17 protein-coding genes are annotated in these 19,472 nt (G+C 43.3%); 6 read left to right on the forward strand and 11 right to left on the reverse strand.

The genetic code is table 11. The features are described from left to right. Positions 1–40: 40 nt before the first annotated feature. Complete coding sequence (locus FPZ42_RS04355; protein WP_146269251.1) at positions 41–619, reverse strand: LemA family protein; 579 nt, start codon at positions 617–619, stop codon at positions 41–43. Positions 620–817: 198 nt separating this feature from the next. Here FPZ42_RS04355 and FPZ42_RS04360 point away from each other — a divergent pair, with 198 nt between their 5' ends. Then, on the forward strand, positions 818–3,106 hold the full coding sequence (locus FPZ42_RS04360) for a GH92 family glycosyl hydrolase (RefSeq protein ID WP_146269252.1): 2,289 nt from the start codon (positions 818–820) through the stop codon (positions 3,104–3,106). A gap of 192 nt (positions 3,107–3,298) precedes the next feature. On the opposite strand, the gene FPZ42_RS04365 is transcribed toward FPZ42_RS04360, so the two are convergent. The 4 genes from FPZ42_RS04365 to dapF all read right to left on the reverse strand — a co-directional run bounded on the left by FPZ42_RS04365 (position 3,299) and on the right by dapF (position 8,819). After that, the gene (locus FPZ42_RS04365; RefSeq protein WP_146269253.1) at positions 3,299–3,868 is read right to left on the reverse strand and encodes an RNA polymerase sigma factor; all 570 of its coding nucleotides are present in this window, start codon (positions 3,866–3,868) and stop codon (positions 3,299–3,301) included. Between the two features lie 254 nt (positions 3,869–4,122). Continuing rightward, positions 4,123–7,017, reverse strand: coding sequence for a DEAD/DEAH box helicase (locus FPZ42_RS04370; RefSeq protein ID WP_146269254.1), 2,895 nt, complete (start codon positions 7,015–7,017; stop codon positions 4,123–4,125). A 298-nt stretch (positions 7,018–7,315) separates the two neighbouring features. Then, on the reverse strand, positions 7,316–7,966 hold the full coding sequence (locus FPZ42_RS04375) for an NAD-dependent epimerase/dehydratase family protein (RefSeq protein ID WP_261382219.1): 651 nt from the start codon (positions 7,964–7,966) through the stop codon (positions 7,316–7,318). 67 nt (positions 7,967–8,033) lie between these two features. Then, a complete protein-coding gene (gene dapF / locus FPZ42_RS04380) occupies positions 8,034–8,819 on the reverse strand; it encodes a diaminopimelate epimerase (protein ID WP_146269256.1) in 786 nt (261 codons plus the stop codon). A gap of 188 nt (positions 8,820–9,007) precedes the next feature. On the opposite strand from dapF, the gene FPZ42_RS04385 reads away from it, so the two are divergent. Beyond that, entirely contained in the window at positions 9,008–10,546 is a 1,539-nt protein-coding gene (locus FPZ42_RS04385; RefSeq protein WP_186458677.1) for a Do family serine endopeptidase, read from the forward strand. 303 nt (positions 10,547–10,849) lie between these two features. Continuing rightward, a complete protein-coding gene (locus tag FPZ42_RS04390; protein WP_146269258.1) occupies positions 10,850–11,785 on the forward strand; it encodes a hydrogen peroxide-inducible genes activator in 936 nt (311 codons plus the stop codon). Between the two features lie 91 nt (positions 11,786–11,876). Here FPZ42_RS04390 and FPZ42_RS04395 read toward each other — a convergent pair whose 3' ends face one another. The 3 genes from FPZ42_RS04395 to FPZ42_RS04405 form a co-directional block, all read right to left on the reverse strand. After that, a complete protein-coding gene (locus tag FPZ42_RS04395; RefSeq protein ID WP_146269259.1) occupies positions 11,877–12,290 on the reverse strand; it encodes an HIT family protein in 414 nt (137 codons plus the stop codon). A gap of 78 nt (positions 12,291–12,368) precedes the next feature. After that, complete coding sequence (greA, locus tag FPZ42_RS04400; RefSeq protein WP_146269260.1) at positions 12,369–12,842, reverse strand: transcription elongation factor GreA; 474 nt, start codon at positions 12,840–12,842, stop codon at positions 12,369–12,371. A 206-nt stretch (positions 12,843–13,048) separates the two neighbouring features. Further along, positions 13,049–13,981, reverse strand: a complete 933-nt coding sequence (locus FPZ42_RS04405) for a 2-hydroxyacid dehydrogenase (protein WP_146269261.1) — start codon at positions 13,979–13,981, stop codon at positions 13,049–13,051. A gap of 96 nt (positions 13,982–14,077) precedes the next feature. Between FPZ42_RS04405 and FPZ42_RS04410 the strand changes: the two genes are divergently transcribed. Then, the gene (locus tag FPZ42_RS04410) at positions 14,078–14,659 is read left to right on the forward strand and encodes a hypothetical protein (RefSeq protein ID WP_146269262.1); all 582 of its coding nucleotides are present in this window, start codon (positions 14,078–14,080) and stop codon (positions 14,657–14,659) included. On the opposite strand, the gene rsmA is transcribed toward FPZ42_RS04410, so the two are convergent. Further along, on the reverse strand, positions 14,656–15,435 hold the full coding sequence (gene rsmA, locus FPZ42_RS04415) for a 16S rRNA (adenine(1518)-N(6)/adenine(1519)-N(6))-dimethyltransferase RsmA (RefSeq protein WP_146269263.1): 780 nt from the start codon (positions 15,433–15,435) through the stop codon (positions 14,656–14,658). The genes FPZ42_RS04410 and rsmA overlap by 4 nt on opposite strands. 183 nt (positions 15,436–15,618) lie before the next feature. Between rsmA and pdxA the strand changes: the two genes are divergently transcribed. Together pdxA and FPZ42_RS04425 are read left to right on the forward strand one after the other, a co-directional pair. Further along, a complete protein-coding gene (gene pdxA, locus FPZ42_RS04420; RefSeq protein ID WP_146269264.1) occupies positions 15,619–16,674 on the forward strand; it encodes a 4-hydroxythreonine-4-phosphate dehydrogenase PdxA in 1,056 nt (351 codons plus the stop codon). 79 nt (positions 16,675–16,753) lie between these two features. Further along, entirely contained in the window at positions 16,754–17,938 is a 1,185-nt protein-coding gene (locus tag FPZ42_RS04425; RefSeq protein WP_146269265.1) for a heparan-alpha-glucosaminide N-acetyltransferase domain-containing protein, read from the forward strand. A gap of 104 nt (positions 17,939–18,042) precedes the next feature. Here FPZ42_RS04425 and FPZ42_RS19115 read toward each other — a convergent pair whose 3' ends face one another. Both FPZ42_RS19115 and tsaD read right to left on the reverse strand, forming a co-directional pair. Continuing rightward, positions 18,043–18,213, reverse strand: coding sequence for a hypothetical protein (locus FPZ42_RS19115; protein WP_186458678.1), 171 nt, complete (start codon positions 18,211–18,213; stop codon positions 18,043–18,045). Positions 18,214–18,309: 96 nt separating this feature from the next. Beyond that, positions 18,310–19,311 carry a tRNA (adenosine(37)-N6)-threonylcarbamoyltransferase complex transferase subunit TsaD gene (tsaD, locus tag FPZ42_RS04430; protein ID WP_146269266.1) on the reverse strand — a complete coding sequence of 334 codons (1,002 nt, stop codon included), beginning with the start codon at positions 19,309–19,311 and terminating at the stop codon, positions 18,310–18,312. Positions 19,312–19,472 lie beyond the last annotated feature (161 nt).

Here is a 19,472-nt window from a genome sequence, read left to right on the forward strand (position 1 = left end):
TCAATTCCATCACTCACCCATTCGATCCTTAAACCATTGATTAGAACTGTACCTTAGGCGCTTTATCTGATCCTGCCTCGGCCTGGAAATACCCTTTTGCAGGGAAACCAAATATACCTGCCATTATGTTGGTAGGGAACGCACGTACTTTGCTGTTGTATGCTTGCACAGCATCATTAAAATCCCGGCGGGCAACAGAGATACGGTTTTCCGTTCCTTCTAATTGTACCTGTAAATTCCTGAAAGCCTCGTTAGCTTTTAAGTTGGGATAGTTTTCTGATGCTACTAATAACCGGCCCAAAGCAGTACTTAATTGGCCTTGTGCTTGTTGATATTGCTGTATAGCTTCAGGAGTAAGCTTTGTTGGGTCTACCTGTATTGAGGTTGCTTTTGCACGGGCCTCAGTAACAGCTGTAATGGTACTTTTCTCAAAATTAGCTTCGCCTTTTACAGTTGATACCAGGTTAGGGATAAGGTCGCTGCGGCGTTGGTACTGTGTTTCTACCTGCCCCCATTTGCCTTTAACTTCCTCGTCGCTTTTTACCATACCGTTATAGCTGCAACCGCCTATCATGGCAATTACTACCAAAATTACGATGGCAATGATCCAGTTTTTCATGTTGTGTGTGTTTTAGTTTTGGGTATTATGTGTTTTTCAATTTAGATACAAATCGCATACCGATGTTACATTCTGTAACATTTACGCCATAATGGCAATAATTGGCTGTTTAAATTTAATTAAATAATCAATTACCAACCTATCGATTTTATATTTGCTCTTTCTATTGAACTGTTTTAACGACATACCAAACAATAAATGAGAAAATTATTTGGCGCTCTGCTACTTTGCTGGGGCATGCAGGCCTCTGCCCAAAAAGCACACGAAAACCTGGTACAATATGTAAAGCCTATTATCGGCACCCAACGCATGGGCCATACCTATCCCGGTGCTACAGTTCCTTTCGGGATGGTGCAACTAAGCCCTGAGACAGATACTGCAAGTTATGACCTAAACGGCAAGTACAACCCCAAGGTTTACGAATATTGCGCAGGATATCAGTATGAAGATAAAACCATTGTAGGCTTTAGCCATACACATTTTAGCGGTACAGGCCACTCTGATCTTGGCGATTTCCTGATCATGCCTACAACAGGTGAGCTAAAACTAAATCCCGGCCTGGCCGATAAACCGGGCAGCGGTTACCGTTCGGCTTTTTCACATGCCAACGAGGTTAGTGCAGCTAACTACTACAAAGTAAAGTTGGATGCATCAAATATTACGGCTGAAATGACCACCAGCACGCGCGTAGGCTTTCATCAATATACTTTCCCTAAATCTGACAAAGCGCATATCATACTTGATCTGATGGCGGGTATCTACAACTATCCCGGCAAAAACGTATGGACTTACGTCAGACTGATAAACGATAGCACCGTAATTGGTTACCGGTCAACAAATGGCTGGGCACGTACCCGCAACCTGTACTTTGCCATGAAGTTCTCTAAACCGTTCATCCAGCATGGTTTTAAAAAATATGACCAGCGAGAAGTTTACGGTGGTTTCTGGGGCAAATTTAACCAAAGCAAAAATTTCCCGGAGATAGCCGGCAAGCAGATCCGTGCCTACTTCGATTTTAAAACCGAAGAAGGTGAGAAGATCAAGATCAAATTTGCCTTATCACCGGTTAGCATGGACGGTGCGTTGGCTAACATGCAGGCTGAGATACCCGGTTGGGATTTTGATAAAGTAAAGAACGACGGACAGGCACAGTGGGAGAAAGAGCTGGAGAAGATAACCATTACCGGTAATACAGAGAAGAAGCAAAACTTCTACACTTCTATGTACCACACCATGATCAACCCCACCGTTTACATGGATGTGGATGGCCAGTACAAAGGGCTCGATCAAAATGTGCACAAAGCTGACGGCTTTACCAACTATACCACATTCTCCTTGTGGGATACCTACCGCGCTTTACACCCGCTGTTTAACATTATACAGCCACAACGCAATGCAGATATGGTTAGATCTATGCTGGTGCACTTTGACCAAAGTCCGGAAGGCATGCTTCCGGTTTGGAGTAACTCTGCTAACGAAAACTGGTGTATGAGCGGTTATCATAGCGTGGCCGTATTGGCGGATGCTGTGGTAAAGGGTAATGCTCCGTTTGATGCCAACAAAGCTTTAGAGGCTTGCGTAACTACCGCCCGCAAACGCAGTTACGAGGGCATTGGTGAATACATAGATAAAGGTTATGTACCCGATGAAAGAAGCGGCACATCGGTATCAAACACGCTGGAATATGCTTATGATGATTGGGCTATCGCGCAAATGGCCAAGAAATTAGGCAAGACCGATATTTATAATGAGTTCATCAAACGTTCAGAAAATTACAAGAATGTTTACGACCCAACCGTTGGTTTCATGCGTCCTAAAAAGGCCGACGGTACCTTCCGGGCTAAGTTTGACCCGTTGAGTACCATAAACGAGGGTTTCATAGAGGGTAACTCATGGAACTACACCTTATTTGCTCCGCAAGATCCGAAGGGGTTGATCAAACTGATGGGTGGCAACCAACGCTTTGTGCGCTACCTGGATTCGTTATTTACCATGAACCTGCCGGATAAATACTTTGCAGAAACAGAAGACATTACCCGCGACGGTATCATCGGTAACTATGTGCATGGCAACGAACCATCACACCATGTTGCATACTTCTATAACTGGACGGATAAACCATGGAAAACCCAGGAGCGTATCCGAATGATATTACCACGCATGTACAAACCAACTCCGGATGGTTTGGGTGGTAACGATGATACCGGCCAAATGAGCGCATGGTACATTTTCAGCTCTATCGGTTTCTACCCAATGGCACCGGGTTCTGTTGATTATGCTATCGGCAGCCCATCGGTAAACAGTGCGGTGGTGCAGGTCGGCAACGGCAAAACCTTCAATATCACGGTTAAAAACCAGGGTGATAAAAATGTTTATGTACAAAAGATAACCCTCAACGGTAAACCGCTCAACGGTCTAAACATTACCCACGACCAGATAATGGCTGGCGGTGATATGGTGTTTTATATGAGCAATAAACACAAGTAGAGATCAGTGTCCCAACGGCTATCGGGAAGAGATCACGTGTTCGATGGAGATCTATAAATATCGAACACTGAATTTCGAATAGAAAATATCAAAACGATAATAAAAAAGGTGGGCAATAATTATTGCTCACCTTTTTTATTAAGATATGTTCATCTCCCTCTCTTTCGGAGAGGGCCCGGGGAGAGAGGCTTCTTATCCTGCCAAACAGTGACGTTCTCTAAGGGATAGTTTCAATAGTTTTTCTTTAAGAATAGTGCGTGCACGGTAAAGCGTGGTGCGTGATAAAAGCTCTGTCATGCCCAGTTTGCTGCCAATCTCCTGGTGAGAGTAACCTTCGATGGCGTATAGGTTAAATACAGAACGATAAGTATCCGGCAGCTCCTGTACCATGTTCATCAGCTCGTTGGTTTCCAGGTTATTGCCATTATCGCTGACACTAACAGGTATGTTTTGCTCTGCAAAATCATCAACCAGCATAACGCTTTTGGCTTTACGATAACGAGAGATTGCACTGTGCACCATGATGCGGCGGATCCAGCCTTCTAAACTACCTTCGCCACGGTAATTACCCATGTTTTTAAACATCTTGATAAAGCCTTCTTGTAAGATATCCTGCGCTTCGTCTTTATCTTGTGCATAACGCATACAAACGGCAAGCATTCGGGGTGCTAATAACTTGTAAAGCATTTCTTGTTGCTTACGATCGTTGCTTAGGCATCCTTCCCAAAGTGTTTGCAAGCGGTTGTCAACTGAAGTTGTCATGGTGGTAATGTTTATTGATACCACCTATGCCAAAACTCAACCGATTTTACAATTAACTGATAATCATAGTTTTATAAATTCAATTGATTATAAAACCGTTCGTTATCGAACAGTTGTCGTACGGTTGTAGCACTCAAATACGAGTTAATGATTTTATAAAAGGCACCCTAATTCAACAATCAGGCATATCTCGCGAAATAGCCGAATAGCGAATAACTAATTCATTACTAATACAAAAAGGAGCATGATCCGGCTTATCCCAATATCTCTTTTATATCATCTGCCGAAAGCGATTTGATGAAGCTTTCCTCGGTGGTGATCAACGAGCGCGCCACGCTGAGTTTGCGTTGCTGCAGGGCAAGGATCTTTTCTTCCACGGTATCTTTGGTGATAAATTTATAGATAAATACGTTCTTGGTTTGGCCTATGCGGTGTGTGCGGTCAATAGCTTGCTGCTCCACGGCGGGGTTCCACCATGGATCCAGGATAAACACGTAATCGGCTTCTGTAAGGTTGAGGCCGACCCCACCGGCTTTGATAGAGATGAGAAAGATCTGCGTTTTCTTATCCTGCTGAAATTTCTGCACAACATCGCCGCGGTTTTGCGTGCCACCATCAAGGTACACATATGGTATACCCTCACGCTCAAAATACTCGCGGTAAATGGTTAACTGTTTTACAAACTGGGAGAATATAAGCACTTTATGCCCACCATCCAGCACATTGGCAAGGGTGTGGGTTACGTTCTCAAACTTACCGCTGTCGCCCTCATATTCCGCATCTATCATGGATGGGTGGTTGGCTATCTGCCGAAGTTTGATCAGTCCCTGCAATACCTGTATCTGCGTTTTTGCAAAAGTACCATCCTCAAGGCTGCGCAATAATTCGTTACGGTATTCTGATTTTACTTTGTCGTATACACTTGCCTGCTCTTCACTCATCTGGCAATAGAACAGGTTCTCGGTTTTCGGCGGCAGTTCGGTCGCTACCTGCTCTTTTGTACGGCGAAGTACAAACGGTTTGATAATAGCCTGCAACTTGCGTGCTTTCTCCTCGTCCTTCTTTTTTTCTATTGGCGTTACAAATTCATTTTGAAAAAACTGTTGAGAGCCCAACAAACCGGGATTAATGAATGACATCTGTGTCCAAAGGTCGTTCACCGTGTTCTCTACTGGTGTTCCGCTCAGTATCAGCTTGAAGCGCGATTTCAATTGCCTAACCGCCTGGAAAGATTTTGACGAGGCATTTTTGATATTCTGGCTTTCATCCAATATCACATACTCAAAAAAGTAGGCCTTAAACATTTCAATGTCTATCCGGCTGATACCGTAGGTAGTTATCACCAGATCGTAATTGGCAAACACCTCTGCCGATTTATATCTGAAAGCGCCCGTGTGCACCATGATACGCAGCTGTGGTGCAAACTTCTTAGCTTCGTTAAGCCAATTGTAAATAAGCGAAGTAGGCATTATAATAAGCGATGTACTTTTTCCACCTTCCGCCTCGGTATCTTCTTTATGTTTTTGCAGCAGCGCAAGGGTCTGTATGGTTTTACCCAAACCCATATCATCGGCCAGGCATCCGCCAAAATGAAAATTCTTTAAAAAATGGAACCAGTTATACCCCGCTTTTTGGTAAGGGCGCAGGCTGCCGGCAAAGTTTACCGGCATTGGTACGTCTTCGGTCTCTTCAAAATCAGTAAGCTTTTGAAGCTTGCGGTTCATGGCCACTTCCGCCATTTCGCCACCCGAAATATCATTGATCAACCCCAAGTGGTGGCGTCGCAGTTTTAATTCTTCACCCCCCTCGCTAAAATGCAGCAAATTACCAAACTGCGCAAACCAACTCTCGGGGATCACGGCTATCTCGCCACTTGGCAACAAAAATTCTTTTTTGCGATTAAGGATATGATTTTTTAACTGAATGAACGGAATGCGATACGGACCAAAAAACACTACGGCATTGATATCAAACCAATCGTTATTTTCGCTTACCTCCAGGTCAATTTTAGTATTACCAAAAACGTAACGTTTTTGCCCATCGGGCTGCTCTATTTCAAAACCCTTCTCAATCAGTTCATCGTGGTGCTGATTAAGCCATTCAAAGATCGGGAAAGACCGATCAGACTCCTCGTCATTTGAAGTCACCTCCAGGTTCTGGAATAACGAAGAGGTTGTTTGCAGGCCCATGTTCTCCAGCAGTTGTAACTTACCTTTCTCCCATGTTACTGAGCGTTTAATACGATGGAAAAGATAATCATCGCCGGTCTTTTCCATTCGTACAGATACATGCCTGCCATCCCCGTAAGGGAAAATATAGCCTGCATATTTAAAGTACAACTGTAGTTGCGAGGTACCACCTTCTACATAAATAGGCTTTACACAAGCAATAGCATCGTATTTTTCGGTATTGATGGTAAAACCTTCTGCATAAACATTGTGCTTTTCAATCAGCGGCGCAACAAATTTTTCGAAGTAGGAATGTTCTGATGATTTTGGGATGGAGATGTATCGTTTGTTTAAAAACGGCTGTAACTTTTTCCCTTCAATATCCTTGTCGAAGTAATAAAGGGTATCATCCAGCAGCATCCATGCCGGGTGGTTACAGATGATCTCGGCATCTTTAAACATAAATTCGATGCGCATGCCCTGATACTTGATGGTTGGGAAGTAGCGTATCTCATCATCGCTGCGCCTAAAATGGAACAGCACCGAAGCAGGTTCGGCAGCTATATGCAGCTTACGGCCGGCAGGATAGCCTTCTTTACTCATCAGGTAGATCTCCTTATTCCCTAACAAGCTTAGCGCCTCTACGATCTTCTTCTCTATTTTGGGCCGAATGATATCGAAAAGCTGATCGTTAAATATTTTTCCGAAGAACTCAAACGGGCGTATTGGCTTTTTATGGAATCTTTTAATGATGTTGCCTTGCTCAATATCCTCCAGTATTTTTATCAGCTTGCGGTCGGTATCGTCAATGCATGAAGCAAATTCTTCGGCGGTATTTGAGAAAAGGCGTTGATGCGTAAACGAAAACTCGCCGTTTGGGTTTAGCTGCACCACATGCGGTTCGATCACGTAAGAAAGGTAATCGTGCCGGGCAATGGCATAAATAATCTGGCAGGGCTTTGTGCTGTCTACGCGTAGCATTCAGTTTTTCCGGTAAAAAATTAATGGAAGCTACGACAAGAAAAAATTCAAACGTAAATTAAAAAATCTGCACTCAAAAATTTTTAAGCGAAAAATTGTTAACAACGTTTCGATGGTCTAATCAATGCCTTGTTAGGAATGGCAGTAACTCATAATCGTTTAGCGGATGTACGCGTTGGGTTCATCACCATATAACATAATAGCTGTCATGCTGAACGTGTGTGAAGTATCTATTATTGAAAAGAACAGCTACACAATCAGATTTTCGCTATCGCTCAGAATGACAGGTTTATTTAAGCTACAACGCCGCCAGCGTTTTTATATCCTTTACCTCTAACACATGCTTATAATAACCGCGGATAGCAGCATTGATCATGGCTTTGCCTACATCTTTCATAGTAAGTACTGCGCTTGGGAAAAGAAGTTTGAGTAATGGGTATAATGAAGAAATGATCTTGTAATAGCCTTTCACATTTTTCTGCCCGTCTGTAGGTTTCATAAAGCCCGGGCGAAAGGTATAAACACTTTTAAATGGGAGCTTAAGCAGGGCGTTCTCCGTTTTGCCTTTTACACGGGCCCACATCATTCGGCTTTTCTCCGTACTATCGGTATGTGCGCCTGATACAAAATTGAACACCATGTCGGGATTTTCGCTAAGCAGGGCTTCAGCAAAGTTCATGGTGATATCGTAAGTGATGTGGCTATACTGCTGCTCGTTCAGTCCGTTGGAACTAATTCCGGCACAGAACAGGCAGGTGTTGTAACCTTTCAGGATATCTTCCACTTCGTGGAGATCCATAAAATCAGGCACTATCAGTTCCTGCAGTTTGGGATGCTGCATATCAAAGTGCTTACGGTTCACCATCAAAACCTTTTCTACTGATGGATGGGCAAGGCACTCTAACAAAACCCCTTCACCAACAAGCCCGGTGGCTCCTGTTAATATCACGCTTAATTTTACCGTATCTGGCATATACCAGCAAGACGACCAGGAAACAAAAAGATTTTAAAGAAAATTAAATTTCTATCTGTCCCTCAAAAACCAGCTTAGCGGGGCCTTCTAAAAATATGTTGCTGAACCGCTCGCCATCGTGATCGAAGCGTATATTAATGTTTCCGCCCAGCACTCTTATGGGTGTGTTGATGGTACCAAACTGACCATTCTTTTTGGCCATCGCCAAGGCAACAGCGGTTACGCCGGTTCCGCAGGCATAGGTTTCGTTTTCTACGCCCCGCTCAAATGTGCGAACAAAAAAACCATCGCCTTCAGGCTCAACAAAATTTACGTTGATGCCTTCTTGTTTGTACGTGGTATTATTGCGGATAGCACGCCCTTCGTTGTAAACATCCTTAACAGCAAGATCTGCAGCTGTTTTCACATAATGCGGTGAGCCGGTGTTCAATACAAATGCTTCGCCATCTTTATTTATCTCTTCAACATCTATCATTTGCAGGCTTACCCATTCGCCGCCATCTGAAATTTTGGCATGATGCACCCCATCAGTAGCAAGAAATTTTGTCGTGTATGTAATAACACCCAAATGCTTCGCAAAAGCTACAATGCAACGGCCACCGTTACCACACATACTACCCTCGTTTCCATCGGCATTATAGTAAACCATTTTAAAGTCGAAGCCAGGCTCTTTCTCCAGTAGCATCAACCCATCACCACCAATACCGAAACGTCTGTCGCACAATAACGCAACCTGCTCTTTATCAATATTTTGTACCGTATTATCACGGTTGTCGATCAGCACAAAATCATTGCCTGCACCCTGGTATTTAAAAAAATTTAATTTCACTGTTAAACTTAAATGATAGATATTGATTTGAAAAATTAACCACAAACAAATATAGCAGAGAGTTTATGTGTATTTAACAATATTTAACATTATTACACATACCTTATTGTTCATAAATTCGTCTATATGGTATTAAATTTGAACCTGTAAGGTCACAGAACGTAGTATTTAAGAAAGTGAATAATAATATGAGAAAGTTTGGTTTAACATTATTAACCGCCTTTGCAGGCGGGGCTCTTGCTTTGGGGGCGTATAAGTTTGTTGAGAATAAGTACGACCAAAACATGAGCATTGAGGATAAGCAAAAAGTTTATTTTGCGAGCAATCCTGAAAAAAGCACCATGGTATCATCTGCAGGCCTGCCTGATTTTACACAGGCGGCTTCTGAAGCTACGCCGGCAGTTGTGTATATCCGTACCACATACGCAAGCAAATCATCTGATGGTGGCAGCGGTGATCCTTTTGAGCAAATGTTTGGGCAAATGTTTGGCGGCGGCCGTATGCGCCCGCAAGGCCCGCAAATGGCATCTGGTTCCGGTGTGATCATCTCGCCTGATGGTTACATTGTTACCAATAACCACGTGGTGGCCAAAGCTGAGAAAATACAGATCGTAACTAACGATCACCGAAGCTTTGAGGCTAAAGTAATTGGTACCGACCCTAATACCGACCTTGCCTTAATTAAAATTAACGCCACTAACATGCCTATTGTAAAACTGGGCAACTCTGATGCAGTTAAAGTTGGCGAATGGGTGTTGGCTGTTGGTAATCCATTCAAATTAACCTCAACCGTTACAGCCGGTATTGTGAGCGCTAAAGGCCGCAGTATTGGTATTATTGGCCGCGAGGATGATGAAGACAGTCCGTATCCGGTACGCCAGCAAGAAACGCCTACGCTAAAAAAAGGCATTGAGTCGTTCATTCAAACTGATGCTGCCATTAATCCTGGCAACAGCGGTGGTGCGTTGGTAAACACAAATGGTGAGCTTATCGGTATTAACGCTGCGATTGCATCACATACCGGTTCATACGAGGGTTATGGCTTTGCCATTCCTATCAATCTTGCTAAAAAGGTATTGAACGATATTAAAAAATACGGCTCGGTTAAACGTGGTTACGTAGGTATTGGCTTTGCTGATCTGAGCGATCCAGATGCTGCGAAACAAGTTAACAGCGATAAAACAAACGGTTTATATGTTAACAGCCTGGTGGCCGGTGGTGGTGCAGAGCAAGCCGGTATTAAACAGGGTGATATTATCACCAAGGTTGAAGGTAATACTGTTTACGAATCATCAGATCTGCAAGAGCGTGTGGCACGCTTACAGCCTGGCGATAAAATCAACCTTACTGTGTTACGCAACGGTGCAGAGAAAAACTTTACTGTAACGCTTAAAGCAGATGCGCCTGCAAACAAAACTGCTGGCGTATCTAAATCAGCTGCAGAATTGTTCAACAAATTGGGCGCAAGCTTCCAACCGTTGAATGCACAGCAAAAGGCTAAGTTCCGTGTTAACTCCGGTGTATTAGTTACTCAAGTTCGCCGTGGTGGTATGTTTGATGATACTGAGATACCTGTAGGTTCTATCATCACATCAATTAACAGGCAGCCGATCAATAGCATTGATGATATTGACAAGGCGATCACCAACCTTAAAAACGACAGATTGGTGATCAGCGGTTACTATCCAGATGGCGGTAGCTTTAATAACATGTTCCAGGTTCAATAATCCGCATAATTTTGAATACCAAAGCCCGACCTGAAAAGTCGGGCTTTGGTATTTTATGGAACGGTAGTTGCATTAAGTGTTTAACTAAAACATACAACTATGGCAGCAAAAGGTAAAAAAGGACCATGCTGGGCCGGATATAAGATGGCAGGCATGAAGAAGAAAAAAGGCAGACAAGTACCAAATTGCATTAAAGCAAAAGGAAAAAAGAAGAAATAATGTAAAGCCGCGCCGAGCGGCTTTTTGTTTAAATCTGATAGAAAAAATCAATGCTGTTTCTATATTTGTATAGAACCTGTTGATATGACCATAACACAGCTTGAATACATAGTTGCCGTTGATACCTACCGTAGTTTTGTTGCTGCAGCCAATAAATGCTATGTAACGCAGCCCACGCTGAGCATGCAGGTGCAAAAGCTTGAGGATACACTCGGCGTAAAAATATTCGACCGTAGCAAACAGCCGGTTATACCTACCGAAATAGGCGAAGAAATTATAGCACAGGCTCGCGTACTGATCGCCGAAAGCGAGAAGATAAAAGAAATAGTTACCGACAGGCAAAAAGAACTCTCGGGCGAGTTAAAGGTTGGCATTATCCCCACCATATCACCTTATATCCTGCCTAAAATTTTAAACAGCTTTATTGAAAAATATCCGCAGGTTAAACTCATTGTTTGGGAGCAAACTACAGAACAGATCATCCAGCAGTTAAAATTGGGAACGCTTGATTGTGGCCTGCTATCAACCCCGCTTAACGAAAGCGCGCTTACCGAGATACCCGTATTTTATGAAAACTTTGTTGCCTATGCATCAAAAAGCAGTAAGCTGTTCAAAAAGAAAACCATCACTCCTGAAGATATTGACATGGAGGAAATATGGGTATTGAATGAGGGCCATTGTATGCGCGAGCAGGTATTAAATATTTGCCAGCGCCGCAAAGCTACAAAGGGCTTTCAGCATTTTGAATATAACACCGGCAGCGTAGAAACGCTTAAACGGATGGTTGACATGAACAACGGCGCCACCATTTTACCAGAGCTTGCACTTGCCGAGATGACCGACAAACAACGCGACCGCGTACGCTATTTCAAAAGTCCCGAGCCTGCCCGCGAAGTAAGTATTGTAATGCACCGCAACTACTTAAAGCGGCGCATGATCGAGGCCCTTAAGAATGAGATATTGGAGTTTGTACCTAAACGCCTTCGTACCAAAAAAAAGAAGGAAATTGTGGAGATATAATTCCGGGACATGAGTTTCACCACATCCGTCATCCTGAATTTATCTCAGAATAACTGGTAGGCACTTCACACACTCCCTAATAACGTAGCCTTTAATCGCGATGCGTTACTTCCTTCAGCGCTTCTGTAATTTTTTCTGCCGTTGCGGCAAGCTCTTCCTGGGTTGGTGATAACTTAGGGCGCGCAAAGTTCATATCATCCACGCGGTTCATCGGTATCAAATGTATATGTGCATGAGGTACCTCGAGGCCTATAACAGCAACACCTACTTTTTTGCAGGGAATTGCTTTCTTTATGCCCTTGGCCACAATTTTGGCGAACATTTGCAAGCCCAAATAGGTCTCGTCATCTATATCAAACAGATAGTCCACTTCTTTTTTGGGGATAACAAGCACATGCCCCTCTGCTAACGGGCTGATATCTAAAAAGGCTAAAAACTCATTTGTTTCGGCAACCTTATGCGCCGGAATTTCGCCTGCAATAATTTTTGAAAAGATGGTAGACATGATGAGTGGCTGATTTATTGAATTATTGAATTACTGATTTGGGTTAATCAATAATCCAATAATTCTGTAATTCAATAATTATCTTGTGATCTCCAGTATCTCAAATTCCATTTTACCGGCCGGCACCTGGATCTCCGTTTTCTCGCCGACAGATTTACCTAATAAACCTTTTGCGATTGGAGACGTTACCGAAATTTTACCGGCTTTAAGATCAGCTTCGCTTTCTGATACCAGCTGGTAGCTCATGGTAGCGCCATTCTTAATATTTTTTATCTTAACGATAGAAAGCGCCAACACCTTAGAAGTATCCAGTTTCGACTCGTCTAACAAACGTGCGTTTGATAGCGTTTCTTCAAGCTTTGCAATTTTAGTTTCGTGCAAGCCTTGCGCTTCTTTGGCAGCATCGTACTCGGCATTCTCAGATAAGTCGCCTTTATCACGCGCTTCGGCAATAGCCTTGGCTATGTTAGCACGACCGGTAGTTTTTAATTGCTGTAATTCTTCTTTTAAATTTTCTAAACCCTCTTTGGTATAGTATGAAACATCTGCCATAACACAGTATAATTAAGTCTATAAATGTTCGTTTCGGGCCAAAAAAAACCGCCCCTCTACTTTCCGGATAGAAGAGCGCTCGGCCATAAAAACAAACAAGACCACGGGACAGCGTCTCCATGATCTTGTTTGGTATTAAAACGAAGATAACGTTTTTAAATTTTACAATCCAAATTATTTAGGCCGAAATTTCTGTTTCCTGCCGATCAGGCTAAGCCTATCTCGCCTAACTTCTGCGCCATTACTTCGCTTATCTTTCGGTAGCTTTCAAAGGTCCATCCGCCAACATGGGGGCTAAGCAGTACTTTACCATTTGCGCGCAATTCATCAAACCATGGCTGCTCGGCTAATGCAGGAAATTTCTCTACTTCAAGCACATCCAACCCCGCGCCAAGCACTTTACCTTGTTTTATGGCATTAAGCACCGCCTGCGTTTTAACTACCTTACCCCTGGCAAGGTTTAAAAAGAATATCGGTTTCCTGAAATGGAAAAAATACTCATCATCAACCATACGATTTGTTTCGCGCGTCAGTGGTACATGCAGGCTTAGCACATCACTATGCTTTACAATCTGCTCCATGCTAACCTCACGTGCATACCTGTCGCTAAAGCCGGTCTTGTATTTATCGAAGGCAATTACCTCAACATCAAAGCCCGACAGGCGTTTAGCAAAAGCCTGCCCCATATTGCCATAGCCGATGATACCAACTGTACGGCCTTTAAGTTCATAGCCGCGGCTTTCTTCGCGCAGCCATTTGCCATCCCTTACCTCGGCATCAGCGCGGTTAAGGTTGTTCATCAATGATAGCAACATACCCATTGCGTGCTCACCAACAGCATCGCGGTTGCCCTCGGGTGCGTTGATTAAGATAAGGCCTTTTGAAATGGCGTAGTCTTCATCAATATTATCCATACCTGCACCCGCCCGGCAAATAAAGCGCAGGTTGGTAGCCAGGTCTAAAAATGCTTTATCCACCTGAAACTTGGATCTGATAACCAACCCATCGTAATTATTGATGATCTCGGCGGCACCTTCAAGTTTCATGTCAGGCTGGTAATCTATGGTGTACCCCAGGGCCTGCGCCTGCTCCATAAAAGCAGGGTGCAGATCGTCTACAATAAGGATGTGATTTTTCAATGCTTTATGTTTTGCGGTAAAAGTACAAAAGTGCTTACAAACTTACCCGCTGCCGGTTTAGAGATGACTGGTGTAAAGCTGAAAACTGGCACGTAAATGGCAATATTGCTTACCATGAGCATTATACCTTTTAAAAACACCCGCAAGCAAATTAAACACTTCTCAGAAAAGCTATCTGAAGGCGGTTTCAGAAGCATATTTGACCGTATTGACCAGCTAAGCGTTAAAAGAGGCGTAGATACGATGGGACTTGATAAATTTATCAATCAATGTGCCTTAATGGCAGCAGGATCGGGTGCGGTTGCAGGTACCGGCGGTTTTTTTACGATGCTGATAGGGATGCCAATCGATTTTGTTAACCTGATAACCCAGCAATTCAGGGTTACCATGGCCGTGATGTACGCTAACCGCGGCAGCTATAAAATAGGGTTTGACGAATTTATGTCTTTAGTTGCTACTTCATTCAAGATTGAAACTGGCGTAGCCGTAAGCAAAACCATGATGGAAAACGTGGCCGAGAAAATATTGCTTGCCTTTGGTGTACGTACAGCAGAGCGCTTGGTGCCCGTTATTGGCGCAGCCATTGGTGGTACAGCCAACTATCTGTTTGTAAAGCGTATGGCCAATAAAGTAAAAGAGCAGTATCCCGATCCGAAGATGATCATTAAAATAGATTAGCGATTTGCCGCTATCTCGTTGGTCAACTTCACAAAATCATCAACCGTTAACCGCTCCGCCCGAAGATCAAGCGTTGTATTTTCGGCCAATTTTTCTTTATTGATGAGTGATGACAATGCATTGCGCAATGTTTTACGCCGTTGGTTAAAGCCGGCCTTTACCACCTGCCAGAAAAGCTTTTCATCGCAATTTAAGGAAGCGGTTTGATTTCGCGTTAATCGAATTACGGCAGATAATACTTTAGGCGGTGGATTAAATACACCTGCTTTTACGGTGAATAGGTACTCTACCTTATAATAAGCCTGCAGAAATACACTTAGGATGCCATATTCCTTACTGCCTGCTTTGGCGTTACAACGTTCTGCAACTTCTTTCTGGAACATGCCCACAACCTCAACTACCTGGTCGCGGTTATCCAATATCTTAAAAAGTATCTGCGAAGAGATGTTATAGGGGAAATTTCCTATTACCGCCATTTTTTCATCAAATGACGCTTTAAAATCAAGTTCAAGGAAATCGGCATTGATAAGCTTGCTGCCCAATTGCGGGTATTTTTTTTGTAAGAAATTATATGACTCGGTGTCGATATCGATCAGGAAAACTTCGTAATCCGTTTTTTGCAGGAGGAAGTCGGACAGAATGCCCATGCCTGGGCCAACCTCAAGCACCTGCTTGTAACCGTTATCAGGCCGTAAGCTCTCAACAATTTTTGAAGCGATATTTTTATCGGTTAAGAAGTGTTGCCCAAGATGTTTTTTTGCCCGTACTAAGCTCATTTGCCTAAATTAATCATACAAATTACGGCATATTGTGCTTTTATCAGGAATAATAACTTGAAAATCTTTTAATTTGCACTTTAAGCAAAAGCTAAGGACCTAAAAACCAAAGCAAATAGCATTTCTCAAACAGTGGTCTAACCTGCCGCATAACTTTGGAGAAGTAAACGGGACGATACAAAAATGAGCGACAAACCTAAAATTGGCATCAGCATAGGAGATATAAACGGCATCGGGCTTGAGATCATCATCAAAACCCTGTCCGACTCACGTATTTATGATTACTGTACACCGGTAGTTTACGGTCATACCAAAGTAGCATCGTTTCACCGCAAAGCCACCCATCTTAACGACTTTAATTTTACTGCAGTTGATAATGCCCAGGAAGCGCATAATCGTAAACCCAACATGATCAATTGCTGGGAAGAGGATGTGCGTATTGATATGGGACAATCCACAGCCGAAGGCGGGAAATATGCATTTGCTTCTTTACAACGTGCTACTGATGATCTGTTAAGCGGCCACATCGACGGCCTGGTTACCGCCCCAATAAATAAGGACAACATCCAGAACGAAGATTTTGCATTCCCCGGCCATACGGAATATTTACAGCATCGCGACAGCAAAGATGAATCGCTGATGTTTTTGGTAAGCGACTCGTTACGTGTTGGCGTAGTTACCGGCCATATACCGGTTGCTAAAATTGCACAAACCATTACTGCAGATAAAATTGTAAAGAAATTGCAGCTGATGAACACAAGCTTAAAAAATGATTTCTGGATCCGGAAGCCGAAAATTGCCGTTCTGGGCCTTAACCCTCACGCCGGCGACAACGGCCTGATAGGTTCTGAGGAGCAAGAGGTCATTATCCCCGCTATTGAAGAAGCGCGTACGCATGATATACTGGCCTTTGGCGCCTACTCTGCCGACGGCTTTTTTGCCAATGGAACCTACTTGCAGTTTGATGCTGTATTAGCTATGTATCACGACCAGGGTTTGATACCATTTAAGCAGATAGCTTTTGAAACCGGCGTTAATTACACCGCAGGTTTAAGTTTTGTACGCACCTCGCCGGATCATGGGACGGCTTATGATATCGCCGGCAAGAACCTTGCATCAGAAGTATCATTCCGTGAGGCTTTATTTACAGCTTTACATATAATTAAGCATAGGCGCGAAACTGCCGAGCTAAATGAAAACCCACTGTTGTTTAGTAAACTAAGCCGCGACCGGGATTAATAGTACCTAAGCAGATACTGTTTTAAATTTGTTATCGTTTATTTAAAACATTTATCTCTGAAATACATTTGCCTGTTTAATGAGTAATTTAATAAACCGCATCAGGTCTATTGATGCGTTTCGTGCGGTTACCATGTTCCTGATGATCTTTGTTAACGATCTTGACGGAGTGCCCAATACCCCAGAATGGCTTAAACATGCTGCGATAAGCGAAGACGCTTTAGGACTTGCCGATACCATTTTTCCTGCCTTCCTGTTTATTGTAGGGTTATCCATTCCGTATGCCTTTGCAAAACGCCTGCATAACCAGGAAGCGCACGTACCCTATCGCATTATCACCCGTTCTTTGGCTTTGATATTCATCGGCTTTTTCCATGCTAATAGCGAAACTTATAATGAAAGCGCTACCATCCTGCCCAAGCCTGTTTGGGACAGCCTGGCAACATTCAGTTTCTTTTTCATTTTTTTAGATTATAACAAAACCACTTCCAAAATACGGAGATACATGTTCCAGGGGTTTGGCTGGGCCTTGCTGATAGCCATGTGTATCATCTACCGCAGTACCGATCCTGCACATCCCTGGCTCCATCTTACCTGGTGGGGTATATTGGGGTTAATAGGCTGGTCGTACCTGGTATGCGGGCTTATCTACTACTACAGTAATGGCTACCTGTGGATACAGGCTGCGGCATGGCTTTTCTTTATGTTCTTCAATATCGATTTCCACTTTGGGATGCTCGATTTTTTGAGCGGCATTCAAAAGTATATGTGGATAGCCGGGAACGGCGCCATGCAAGCCTTTACTATGGCCGGCGTGTTTGTATCAGTACTATACATGCGCCTTAACAAGAACAAGGAGATAAAAATGTTATGGGGAGCCATGATCATGATGGCAATTATCCTCTTTAACCTGGGCTTTATTGTACGCTATTTTAGTGGCGGTATTTCAAAGGCTCGGGATACCCCATCATGGGTATTGATATGCACCGGGATAAGCCTGGTGGTTTATGCCATCTTTATTTACATTGTAGATTTCAGACACAAGTACCATTGGTTTAAAATAATAGAACCCGCCGGTACCAGTACTTTTACGGCATACCTGCTGCCCTATCTGTTTTACCCATTATACCAGATGACAGACCTTGGTTATCCGCAATATCTCGACCAGGGTACGGGTGGGCTAATACGCTGCTTACTGTTCTCCTTTGTAATAGTATGGCTTACTGGGCTGCTGCAGAAGATAAATGTGCGGCTGAAGATATAAAGTAATGTAAGTGTTCTCGTTCACGGCATGAACGCCGGTGAACACTCGTGAACGCTGGCAGGATCTTGTCAGGACTTATCTAAGCCTCTTTTTAGGCAAAAAAATTATTTACCGCCGGTTTTCCAGTACATGTAGGCAATGCAAACCACCACCGTGATAATTAAAACTACCAGGCCCGCCTTGCCTTTGCGTTTGTCCTGGCGCATTACCCATATTAAAAAGGCAACCAGCGGCACTACAAATATGATCCAGAAAATTAGAGATGGAATAGACATTATTGAAGCCTCCTAACCCCCTAAAGGGGGAATAAAATTTAAATAAAACAATTACTATCAGTTACCCCACTCCCCCTTCAGGGGGTCGGGGGGCTCTTAAAATGGCATTCTTGCCAGCGGGGCAACATCCTGCCCAATAAATTCGCCTTTTAAATATTTATGGTACCCGGCAATAGCAATCATGGCTGCGTTATCGGTACAATATTCAAACTTAGGTATAAAAACGTTCCATCCGTTCTTCTCGCCGGTTTCGGTAAGCAGGTTACGCAAGCCGGTGTTTGCCGATACCCCGCCCGCTAAAGCTACATCCTTTATACCATATTCATCGGCTGCTTTTTTTAGTTTGCTGATCAGTATGGTAGCTATTCGTCTTTCCACAGAGGCACAAATATCGTTCATGTTCTCCTTTATGAAATTCGGGTTTGCGGCTACGTTATCCCTGATGAAATACAGGATAGAAGTTTTCAATCCGCTAAAGCTAAAATCAAATCCCGGTATCTGCGGCTCCGGGAACTTGTAGGCGTCAGGATTTCCGCTGCGCGCATTTTTATCAATAAGCGGCCCGCCCGGATAAGGCAACCCCAGTATCTTACTTGTTTTGTCCATAGCTTCACCGGCGGCATCATCAAGCGTTTGGCCTATTACCTCCATATCAAAATAGTCTTTCACCAAAACTATTTGGGTATGGCCGCCGGATACGGTTAAACAGATGAAAGGGAAAGATGGCTTTTTCTCGGCAATAAAATGTGCCAGAATGTGGGCCTGCATATGATTTACCTCAATTAGCGGTATCTGCCTTGCAAGTGCAAAGGCCTTGGCAAACGATACGCCAACCAAAAGCGAACCTAAAAGGCCCGGTCCGCGAGTAAAAGCTACTGCATCAATATCATTTTTGCTTACTTTTGCGTTAAATAACGCTTGCTGCACCGCAGGAACTATATTTTGCTGATGTACCCTTGAGGCAAGCTCAGGGACTACACCTCCATAAGCTTCGTGAATGGTCTGATTTGCAATAACATTACTTAGTATTGCACCATCAACACAAACCGAAGCTGAGGTTTCATCGCAAGAGGATTCTATGGCTAAAATTGCAGGCACTGTTATCAAGTTAAAAGTCAAAAGTTAAAAGTCAAAAAAAATTGGCTGGTGGCTTTTGAACAGAGTGATAAATAAATTCAAAAAGTAAAACAGTTAAGGCTTTTTTGGATTTTTACTTTTGAATTTTTAATTAAGCGCAAAGTTATTAAAAAAGTACTCAA

Source organism: Mucilaginibacter achroorhodeus, from assembly GCF_007846095.1.
GTDB lineage: Bacteria > Bacteroidota > Bacteroidia > Sphingobacteriales > Sphingobacteriaceae > Mucilaginibacter > Mucilaginibacter achroorhodeus.

Coding starts and splice junctions, on each gene's coding strand:
- FPZ42_RS04355 (WP_146269251.1), bottom strand. CDS start 619: ATGAAAAACTGGATCATTGCCATCGTAATTTTGGTAGTAATTGCCATG.
- FPZ42_RS04370 (WP_146269254.1), bottom strand. CDS start 7,017: ATGCTACGCGTAGACAGCACAAAGCCCTGCCAGATTATTTATGCCATT.
- FPZ42_RS04395 (WP_146269259.1), bottom strand. CDS start 12,290: ATGTCTACCATCTTTTCAAAAATTATTGCAGGCGAAATTCCGGCGCAT.
- rsmA (WP_146269263.1), bottom strand. CDS start 15,435: ATGAGCTTAGTACGGGCAAAAAAACATCTTGGGCAACACTTCTTAACC.
- pdxA (WP_146269264.1), top strand. CDS start 15,619: ATGAGCGACAAACCTAAAATTGGCATCAGCATAGGAGATATAAACGGC.
- greA (WP_146269260.1), bottom strand. CDS start 12,842: ATGGCAGATGTTTCATACTATACCAAAGAGGGTTTAGAAAATTTAAAA.
- FPZ42_RS04410 (WP_146269262.1), top strand. CDS start 14,078: ATGGCAATATTGCTTACCATGAGCATTATACCTTTTAAAAACACCCGC.
- FPZ42_RS19115 (WP_186458678.1), bottom strand. CDS start 18,213: ATGTCTATTCCATCTCTAATTTTCTGGATCATATTTGTAGTGCCGCTG.
- FPZ42_RS04360 (WP_146269252.1), top strand. CDS start 818: ATGAGAAAATTATTTGGCGCTCTGCTACTTTGCTGGGGCATGCAGGCC.
- FPZ42_RS04365 (WP_146269253.1), bottom strand. CDS start 3,868: ATGACAACTTCAGTTGACAACCGCTTGCAAACACTTTGGGAAGGATGC.
- FPZ42_RS04425 (WP_146269265.1), top strand. CDS start 16,754: ATGAGTAATTTAATAAACCGCATCAGGTCTATTGATGCGTTTCGTGCG.
- FPZ42_RS04390 (WP_146269258.1), top strand. CDS start 10,850: ATGACCATAACACAGCTTGAATACATAGTTGCCGTTGATACCTACCGT.
- FPZ42_RS04385 (WP_186458677.1), top strand. CDS start 9,008: ATGAGAAAGTTTGGTTTAACATTATTAACCGCCTTTGCAGGCGGGGCT.